Source organism: Accumulibacter sp. (assembly GCF_031732815.1).
In the GTDB taxonomy this organism is placed as follows: Bacteria; Pseudomonadota; Gammaproteobacteria; order Burkholderiales; family Rhodocyclaceae; genus Accumulibacter.
The window spans coordinates 1-8354 of the sequence record NZ_JAVMKF010000042.1 but is presented as its reverse complement, the minus strand read 5'-3'; the positions used below and the strand labels follow the sequence as shown (position 1 = coordinate 8354).

7 protein-coding genes are annotated in these 8354 nt (G+C 62.1%); 6 read left to right on the top strand and 1 reads right to left on the bottom strand.

Features of this window, described 5'->3' with window-relative positions; translation table 11 throughout:
* Nucleotides 1–461: 461 nt before the first annotated feature.
* The 4 genes from RKP46_RS03520 to RKP46_RS03505 are packed head-to-tail and all read left to right on the top strand — an operon-like array spanning nt 462 to nt 4845.
* Nucleotides 462–1544, top strand: a complete 1083-nt coding sequence (locus tag RKP46_RS03520) for a hypothetical protein (RefSeq protein WP_311105339.1) — start codon at nt 462–464, stop codon at nt 1542–1544.
* Nucleotides 1545–1581: 37 nt separating this feature from the next.
* Nucleotides 1582–3408: an AMP-binding protein gene (locus tag RKP46_RS03515; RefSeq protein WP_311105338.1), complete on the top strand. Its 1827-nt coding sequence runs from the start codon at nt 1582–1584 to the stop codon at nt 3406–3408.
* A complete protein-coding gene (locus RKP46_RS03510) occupies nt 3405–4538 on the top strand; it encodes an SDR family oxidoreductase (RefSeq protein ID WP_311105337.1) in 1134 nt (377 codons plus the stop codon). Before RKP46_RS03515 ends, RKP46_RS03510 begins: the two co-directional genes overlap by 4 nt.
* A 19-nt stretch (nt 4539–4557) precedes the next feature.
* Entirely contained in the window at nt 4558–4845 is a 288-nt protein-coding gene (locus RKP46_RS03505) for a DUF3467 domain-containing protein (protein ID WP_311105336.1), read from the top strand.
* Nucleotides 4846–4961: 116 nt separating this feature from the next.
* Here the strand turns inward: RKP46_RS03505 and RKP46_RS03500 are convergent, their stop codons facing one another.
* Nucleotides 4962–5699 carry a hypothetical protein gene (locus RKP46_RS03500; protein WP_311105335.1) on the bottom strand — a complete coding sequence of 246 codons (738 nt, stop codon included), beginning with the start codon at nt 5697–5699 and terminating at the stop codon, nt 4962–4964.
* Between the two features lie 83 nt (nt 5700–5782).
* Here RKP46_RS03500 and nosZ point away from each other — a divergent pair, with 83 nt between their 5' ends.
* Entirely contained in the window at nt 5783–8080 is a 2298-nt protein-coding gene (nosZ, locus tag RKP46_RS03495) for a Sec-dependent nitrous-oxide reductase (RefSeq protein WP_311105334.1), read from the top strand.
* Between the two features lie 81 nt (nt 8081–8161).
* On the top strand, nt 8162–8354 hold a 193-nt coding region (locus tag RKP46_RS03490), incomplete at its 3' end, for a c-type cytochrome (RefSeq protein WP_311105333.1).

Sequence of the window (8354 nt, the reverse complement as noted above, 5' to 3'; positions counted from 1 at the left end):
CTGCGCCCCACGTTCCCGGAGGGTAGGCTCGGGATTTTTTCACAGCCTCTCAGGCCATAGTCGACGGGGTTCATAGGGATCAGGCGCGTCCGCTTTGCTCGATCGACCGGCGGGATGGACAATTGGCGCATCTTCATCGATCATTGCAGAAAAGTGACTCGCGCTGTGCCGCACGAGTCGCTGTGTGACAACGTGGGTGGCGGTGACAAGTGGCCGGTACGCCGGGTAAGACGGACTCGCGGCGGGCAGGAAGACCGGTCGCCGCCACGTCACCGGTGGCGAACGACGGCCGGCGGTGAGCGCAAACGGCTGACGGGCGGGCAAAGCGCACGAGGGGTTTGCTGGGTGCATGGTCCGCCTAGCAGCGTGGCGGGGTTGGCCGAAGAATCGGCCGTCAGCCAGCGGCCCGCTCCATCGTTCCCGGTTCATCCGCGGACGGTGGGTGTTTGGAGAGTAACTTGATGAAACGATGCAGGACGTGTCTGGTGCCGGTCGCTGTGCCGGGCGTATCGTTGGCAGACGACGGCATCTGCAATCTCTGCCGCGATCCGGCGGCCCTGGCCAGCGAGGCGGCGCAGGCGGAAAAAGGCCGCCGCTCGTTCGCCGACGATCTGCAGCAGACGCTCGAGCGTACGCGGGGTCAGGGCGAATACGATTGCCTAGTTCCGCTGAGTGGCGGCAAGGACAGTATCTTCCTGCTTTACCGGCTTGCCGTCGAACTCAAGCTCAGGGTGCTCGCGTTTACCGTGGACATCAACATTCCGACGATCGCCTGGGAGAACATCCGGCGCGCGCTCGGCAAGCTCAACATCGACCACATCAGCTATTCGCCGTCGCACGACTTTTATCGGAGGCTCTTTCGCTACCTGCTGTGCAATCAGGAAGCGCGTGGTGCGGTGTACACGATCTCTTACGTCTATGCGCCACTTTTTGAAGGGGATGCGATCAGGCTGGCGGTGCAGAAGGGAATTCCTCTAGTCCTCGCCGGCTACTCGCCGGGTCAACCCGAGCCCGAGCGAATGCTGTATGAATTTTCGCCGCAATTGCTGCGCGATACCGACTGGACCCCGCCCGAGCTGGCCGCCTGCGGCGAATTCACCAGCGATGATCTTGGGCGCTTCCACAATCCGCGGCGTTTCCCGGTTGGGACGGCTTTTCCCCGCTATCTCGCACCTTTCCATGCTTGGCCATATAACCAGGAAGAGATCATGCGCCGGGTGGTCGAACTCGACCTGGTTGCCTCGAGCAAGCACGCCAACCCGATCCACAGCAACTATCCGATCAACTGGCTGCTGATGTATTCCGATCTGCGCGCCTTCGGCTACAATCCTTACGCGCCCGAGTTTTCCAGCCTGATTCGTCACGGCAAGGCCAACCGCAACTATTGGCGGATGATGGGACCGTTGGTCGATTTTCTGATTCGCAACCGGCTGGGGCCGGGAAAAGAGGTGACCCGCAGCATGCAATGGTTGGGCCTTACTGCCGACGACCTGCGGATCAGCAAACCGCGCGGAGCCTACGATCCGGTGATCACGGCTCGATGACCGCGAGGTTGCCGTTGAATTGGCCGCGGGCCTGAGCGTGAACACCGCACTCACCGACGTTCTTTCGGCCAATGCTGCGATGCTGAACAGTGGCTTGACCGTTTCCGGCTTGCTGTGCGCCCGCGGCAAACTGTCGCCTGGCGGTATCGCGCTGTGGGATTGCGCGCGTGGCGAGGCCTGGGTTCCAACGACTTGGCAAGCATATTGCGGTACCGTCGGGAGGCTAAGCAGCGGCCTGCGCAAGCTCGGTTTGGGCGCGGGCGAGCGGGTGGGTATCATGGCGGCCAATTGCCGGGAGTGGGACTTCTTTCAATTTGCTGTGCTTGCCGCCGGTGGCGTTGCCGTCGGGCTCGATCCGCTGGCGCCGAAGCCGTACACTTCGGCCATCGCACAGCGCTGCAAGTTTGCCGGACTGGTCGTCGGCAACTCTTCGCTGCTTGAGAAGGTCGACCCGTCCGCTCGTGCGACGGTGCGTTTCGTCATCTCCATCGATTCCGATGAAGCCGCGGGGGCAATCTCGATGGACAGCATTCTGCGTCAGCAGACGACGCCTGACGCTGAGTGGAACCGGGCTGAGCCGGATGCGCCGGCGACTGTCGTCTTTTCATCGGGAACGACCGGCGAGCCGAAAGGCATAGAATACACTCACCGCCAGATGTGTCTCGCGGCGGCCACGATTCTCGCTGCGTTTTCCGATGTTCGCGAGGATTCCCGCCTGACCTGCTGGCTGCCGCTGTCCAACCTCTTTCAGCGCATGATCAATCTGAGCGCCATCGGGTGTGGCGCGCAGACCTTTTACGTCAGCGATCCGCGCGAGGTGATGTCCTTCGTCAAGACGACTGCCCCGCATGTGTTTGTCGGCGTCCCACGCTTCTACGAAAAGTTGTACGCGGGAATGCAGTTGGTGCTGGCAAAGCAGCCAGCATGGCAGCAGCGCTTGGTGGACTGGGCTTTGCGCATCGGCGAGCGGAGAGCGCAAGAGCTGAGGGCAAACGGGCGCGCACGAGTCGGTTCACGCTTGGCGTTTTCCCTGGCAGACTGGATCGTTCTCAGCCGGCTACGCGCTGCCCTTGGTCCCAACCTGCGTTTCATGATCAGCGGTTCGGCACCGATGCCGTTGTGGCTGCTCGAGCGTTTTCATGCCATGGGTTTGCTCGTTCTCGAAGCCTATGGGGTGAGCGAGAACATCATTCCGATCGCGGTCAACCGACCCGACGCTTTCCGTTTTGGTACTGTTGGGCGTGCAGTACCGGGCAGCGAAGTCCGCCTGGCCGACGATGGAGAGTTGCTGGTGCGCGGGCCCGGGGTCTTTTCCGGCTACCTGGGTGAACTTGGCGCGGTTGCCAGCATCGACTCCGAAGGGTATCTGGCGAGCGGCGATTTCGCTAGCATCGACAGCGATGGCTTCATTACGCTGATTGGCCGCAAGTCGGAGATTTTCAAGACATCCACCGGTCGGCGCATTGCGCCTAGTCGAATCGAGGAATTCCTGCAGCAGGTGCCGAACGTCGAGTACGCGGTGGTCTTCGTTGCTCGCCGGGCGCAACCGGTGGCCCTGATGGTTCTCGCCGACGCCGCCTGGCAAGCCCAAGCAGCGGACAGCTTTGCCAGCTTGCGTCGCCAGGCCGAGCAGGCGACAGGCGGCTTGCCGCCTTACGAACGCCCGGCTGGATTGGTCGTCACGGCGCAACTCCTGACGATTGCCGGTGGCGACCTGACGGTCAACCTGAAAATCCGCCGGCATGCGGTGGAAGCCAGACATGCTGTGGTCCTGGGCGAACTGCAATCCCGCCTGGAAGTGGCCGAAGGCAGGCCGTTTGCGGCATGGGCAGCCGATCGTCAGTTTTTCCTGTGCAGCGTATGAGAGACTACTTCATTACCGGGGCATCCGGCGCAATCGGCAGCGCGCTCGTGCCGATCCTGCTTAGCGACGCATCAAATCGGGTGAGCCTGCTGTTGCGCGCGCGCTCGCCGACGGAGCTGAACGAGCGGCTGGACTCCCTGTGCAGCTTCTGGCAGATCGATGCGCGCGATGCGGCGCTGCGCGGACGCCTGAAAGGCTTGCGTGGCGACGTCACGCTGGCCGCGTTCGGCCTTGCGCAGGAGGATTACCGTGAGTTGTGCGCCAGCACGTCGCATATTGTGCATTCCGCTGGCAACGTCCGGATGAATCTGCCGATCGAGCAGGCGCGCCTTTCGGCAGTAAGCGCTGCGCAGAACATTTTGGCTCTCGCCCATGCCGCCGGCAGGCTGGAAAAGATCGAGTTTGTCAGCACTGTGGGCGTCGGCGGTCGGACGCATGGCGAGTTGCCCGAGGAATGGCTGAGCGGTCGTCGGGTTTTTCACAACACCTATGAGCAGGCCAAAGCTGAGGCCGAAGACGTCGTCCGTCTCGAAGTCGATCACGGGATGCCGCTGACCGTGCACCGGCCAAGCATGGTCGTCGGCGACAGCACGAGTGGGCGGATCATTCACTTCCAGGTGTTCTACCACCTTTGCGAGTTTCTCTCCGGCCGGCGTACGCTCGGCCTATCGCCCGATTTCGGTCATGCGCGCCTCGACATCGTTCCGGCGGACTATGTTGCCCGCTGTATTGCCTGGTCGAGTACGACAACAGCAACCTCGGGAAAGATTCTGCATGCGTGCTCCGGGCCGACATCGGCCTTATTGCTGGCGCCCTTGCGCGAACGCGTGCGGCAGACGTTTGCCAGCGCTGGTCGGCGTGTGCCCCCGCTGATCACCTTGCCTGCCAGTGCATTTTCCGCGCTTGTCCGGGCGCTTGCCATCTTTCTCCCGAGCGACGCGAAACGGGCGATTCGTACGCTGCCGGTGTTTTTGGAGTATCTGGCAACGGACCAGAGCTTTGCCAATCGGCAGACGCTCGCGCTGACGTCTTCGGCCGGGCTTGCTCTACCCAGTCCGGAGTGCTATCTTGACCGTGTCCTTGGCTATTACCTGGAGCAGTCTGCCAAGAAGAATTCCTTGTCATCTTGAGAAATAGGAGATACGTCGGATGGTCGAGTCACCCGCAGAAAAGAAATCCGAGCCTGTCGGCACACGCGTCAAGTGGAACGTCGAGCAGTTGAAGAGCAGTTACGTCAATTTCGCTAACGCCAACTCGACGCGCGAAGAGGTTGTAATGAACTTCGGACTGAACGCGAGTTGGGATCGCAGCCAGCCGGAAATGGAAATCGAACTGGCGCACCGCATCGTGATGAGCCCGTTTGCCGCCAAGCGCCTGGCCGAACTGCTGAACAAGCTGATTGCCGAATACGAGTCACGCTACGGCGAGTTGAAGTAAGAGAAAGTAAGAGCAACACGGCGGCTTGCCCTGCCGGACGCGCAGGCAAGCCGTTCGTTTTGTTCGGCGCCCGCTGACCTCGGCCGCTGACTTCCGGCGAGCGCAGGCGATCTCGCTCAATCGCTCCCGACGACGAAGCGGAAGGGCTGCGCAATGACTGCCTTGCCGGTGTCGACGAGCAGCGTCGCCTCCCACTCCATGCCGCCGGTGATGCACACAGGCAGGTTGGCATTCCCCGCGAAGCGGCTACCGCTTCCCTCGCGTTCCGCCTGCCTCGCCAGTTGCGGGCGGTTGTAGCCCATCTTCATCTCGGTGCCGGCAAAGTCGATTTCGGCTTTGCGCACCTCGATCCCGCTAAAGTTCGCTTTGACCAGCAAAGGCTTGAGTGCCGGGATCGGGCGCGGCTCGATCGACAGTTCGACCTCCCCGCCGTCCGCCAGGCTGGCTGTGCACGTCTGCCGGGCAAGGTCGCAGGTCGACAGCGGCAGTGCGATATCGGTCCGCGGTTCGAGCAGCGGAGCCAGCTTGTAGCCGGCGAAACCGACCACGGCGAGTCCCAGCAAGAGGGCGGCGTCAAGCGCCAGGTTTCTGATCATGGTCTGCGGATTGTTGATCGGTGGCAAAGCGCGACTGCCGCCAGGTAGCGGACTGCCGGGGCGCACCGGCCGCCGGCAGGCGCTGCGGATAATTTTAGCGTAGGTCAAATTATCGCAGTCGGCATCTCCGCACAATGTGCGACACATTGCCGCAGCCGCGTCGTGTCGCACGGGCAGCACGACGACACTCGCGCCGGCGATCGAGAAACCTCCCTTGTCGTCCGGCGGAACCGGCGGTGGGGGCGAGGAGGCGGTCATCGCCATCATTCGGGGTGGCTGCCGAGACAATGACCGTGGGCATCAAGGAAGGGACCACCCCAATGACCAGAGGGAGAGTCAAGATGAAAATGCGTACCAGGCAGCTTGCGTCGCTGCTGCTGACGGCAGGGATCGGCCTTGCCGCGGCGGGCAGCGTCGGGTCTGCCGAATCGCTGCAGGACGTGTTGAAGCGCCGCAATCTTTCGCAGCAGGACCTCCTGGCTGCCGCCAAGACCTACGTGCCGACCGGCAAGCGTGACGAGTTCGTTGCCTTCTCGTCCGGCGGCCAGTCGGGTCAGGTGATCGTCTATGGCGTTCCGTCGATGCGTATCCTCAAGTACATCGGCGTATTCACCCCGGAACCCTGGCAGGGCTACGGTTTCGACGAAAACTCCAAGGCCGTTCTCGCGCAGGGGCGCATCGACGGCAAGGACATCACCTGGGGCGACACGCACCACCCGGCAATCTCCGAAACGCAGGGCAAGTACGACGGTCAGTTCCTGTTCATCAACGACAAGGCCAATCCGCGGCTGGCGGTGATCGACCTGCGCGATTTCGAAACCAAGCAGATCGTCGTCAACCCGATCTTCAAGTCGGAACACGGCGGCGCTTTCGTCACGCCGAACACCGAATACATCATCGAGGCCGCGCAGTACGCCACGCCGCTGGAAAACAGGAAGTTCTATCCGCTCGAGGAGTTCAACGAAAAGTACCGCGGCGGCGTCACCTACTGGAAGTTCGACCGCAAGGAAGGCCGCATCAACCCGAAGCAGTCTTTCTCGCTTGAACTGCCGCCGTACAGCCAGGACCTGAGCGACGCCGGCAAGGGGCCGTCCGACGGCTGGTCGTTCACCAACTCGTTCTGTTCCGAGCGCTACGTCGGTGGCATCGAGAAAGGCCGTCCACCTTACGAAGCCGGCTGCTCGGCGAAGGACACCGACTACCTGCACGTGATCAACTGGAAGAAGGCGGCCGAACTGGTTGCTGCCGGCAAGGCGAAGAAGATCAACGGGCACGACGTGCTGATGATGGAGACGGCGATCAAGGAGGGCATCCTCTTCCTGATTCCCGAACCGAAGTCGCCGCACGGCGTCGACGTCACCCCGGACGGCAAGTTCATTACCGTTTCCGGCAAGCTCGACACGCACGTTTCGGTCTATTCGTTCGACAAGATCCAGGCCGCGATCAAGGCCGGCAAGTTCGAGTCGAAGGACGCCTACGGCATCCCGGTGATCGGCATGAAGGATGCGCTGCACACGCAGGTCCAGCTCGGCCTCGGCCCGCTGCATACGCAGTATGACGCCAAGCCTTGCGTTGCCTACACCTCGCTCTACGTCGATTCGCAGGTTGCCAAGTGGAACTTCTGCGAAGGCAAGGTGCTCGACAAGATCAGCGTGCACTACAACATCGGTCACCTGGTCACGATGGAAGGCGACTCGGTCGATCCGAAAGGGCGTTATCTGATCGCGCTGAACAAACTGGCGATCGACCGCTTCGTTCCGGTTGGCCCGCTGCACCCGCAGAACCACCAGTTGATCGACATCAGCAACGACAAGATGCAGCTCCTGTACGACATGCCGCTGCCGCTTGGCGAGCCGCACTACGTCGTCGCCATCGAGGCCGCCAAGCTGAAGCCGGGCGTGCGCTACAAGGTCGGCACCGACAGCCGGACCGACAAGCCGCACCCGGGAGCCGTGCGCGCCGGCGAAGAGAAGACCGTCAGGAAAGGCAACAAGATCGAGGTCTTCGGCACGCTGATCCGCTCGCACATCACGCCGGAAACGATCGAAGCCGAGGTCGGCGACGAAGTGACGATCCACCTGACCAACCTCGAACGCGCGCAGGACGAAACGCACGGCTTTACCGTGTCGACCTACAACGTGCATGCCTCGGTCGAACCTGGCAAGACGGTCACGGTCAAGTTCAAGGCCGATCGCGAAGGCGTCTATCCGTACTACTGCACCGAGTTCTGCTCGGCCTTGCACCTCGAAATGCAGGGCTACCTGCTGGTCAAGCCGAAAGGCTGGAAGCCGAGCAAGGCGGGTGGCGCAGCCGGCGCGAACTACAGCGAAGCCGACTACAAGGCGCAGTTGAAGAAGGTGGCCGATACGCAGGCGGTGATCGACTCGGTCGTCGGTTACATCACCAGCGTCAACTACAAGGACTTCCCGGACGTGGTCAACATGATGGACGACGCAGTCGATCAGTTGGGCAAGATCAAGGACGCGAAGAGCAAGGCTGACGAAGCAGCGGGCAAGAAGGACTGGAACAACGCCGCGTTGTGGACCGAGCAGATCTGGCAATACCAGGTCAAGGCGGCCGACCTCGGCCTGCGCGCCAAGACGTATCTCGAGCAGAACGGCGCCAAGAAGGTGAAGTAAGCGCTCTTGATGCATCTCAAGGCAGATCAGCGGGGAGCAGGACTATCCTGTTCCCCGTTTCATTCCCAGGAAGGAAAAACGATGAAGAAACCGATCGTACTGCTCGCCCTGCTGGCGCTGGCGGCGGCGCCGGCACTGGCGGCCGACGGCGCCAAGCTGTACACGGAGAAAACCTGCAATGCCTGCCACGGCCCGGCGGGCAACAAGGCGCTGCTGCCGGACTACCCGAAGATCGCCGGGCAGAACGCCAAGTACGCCGAACGGCAGATGCTCG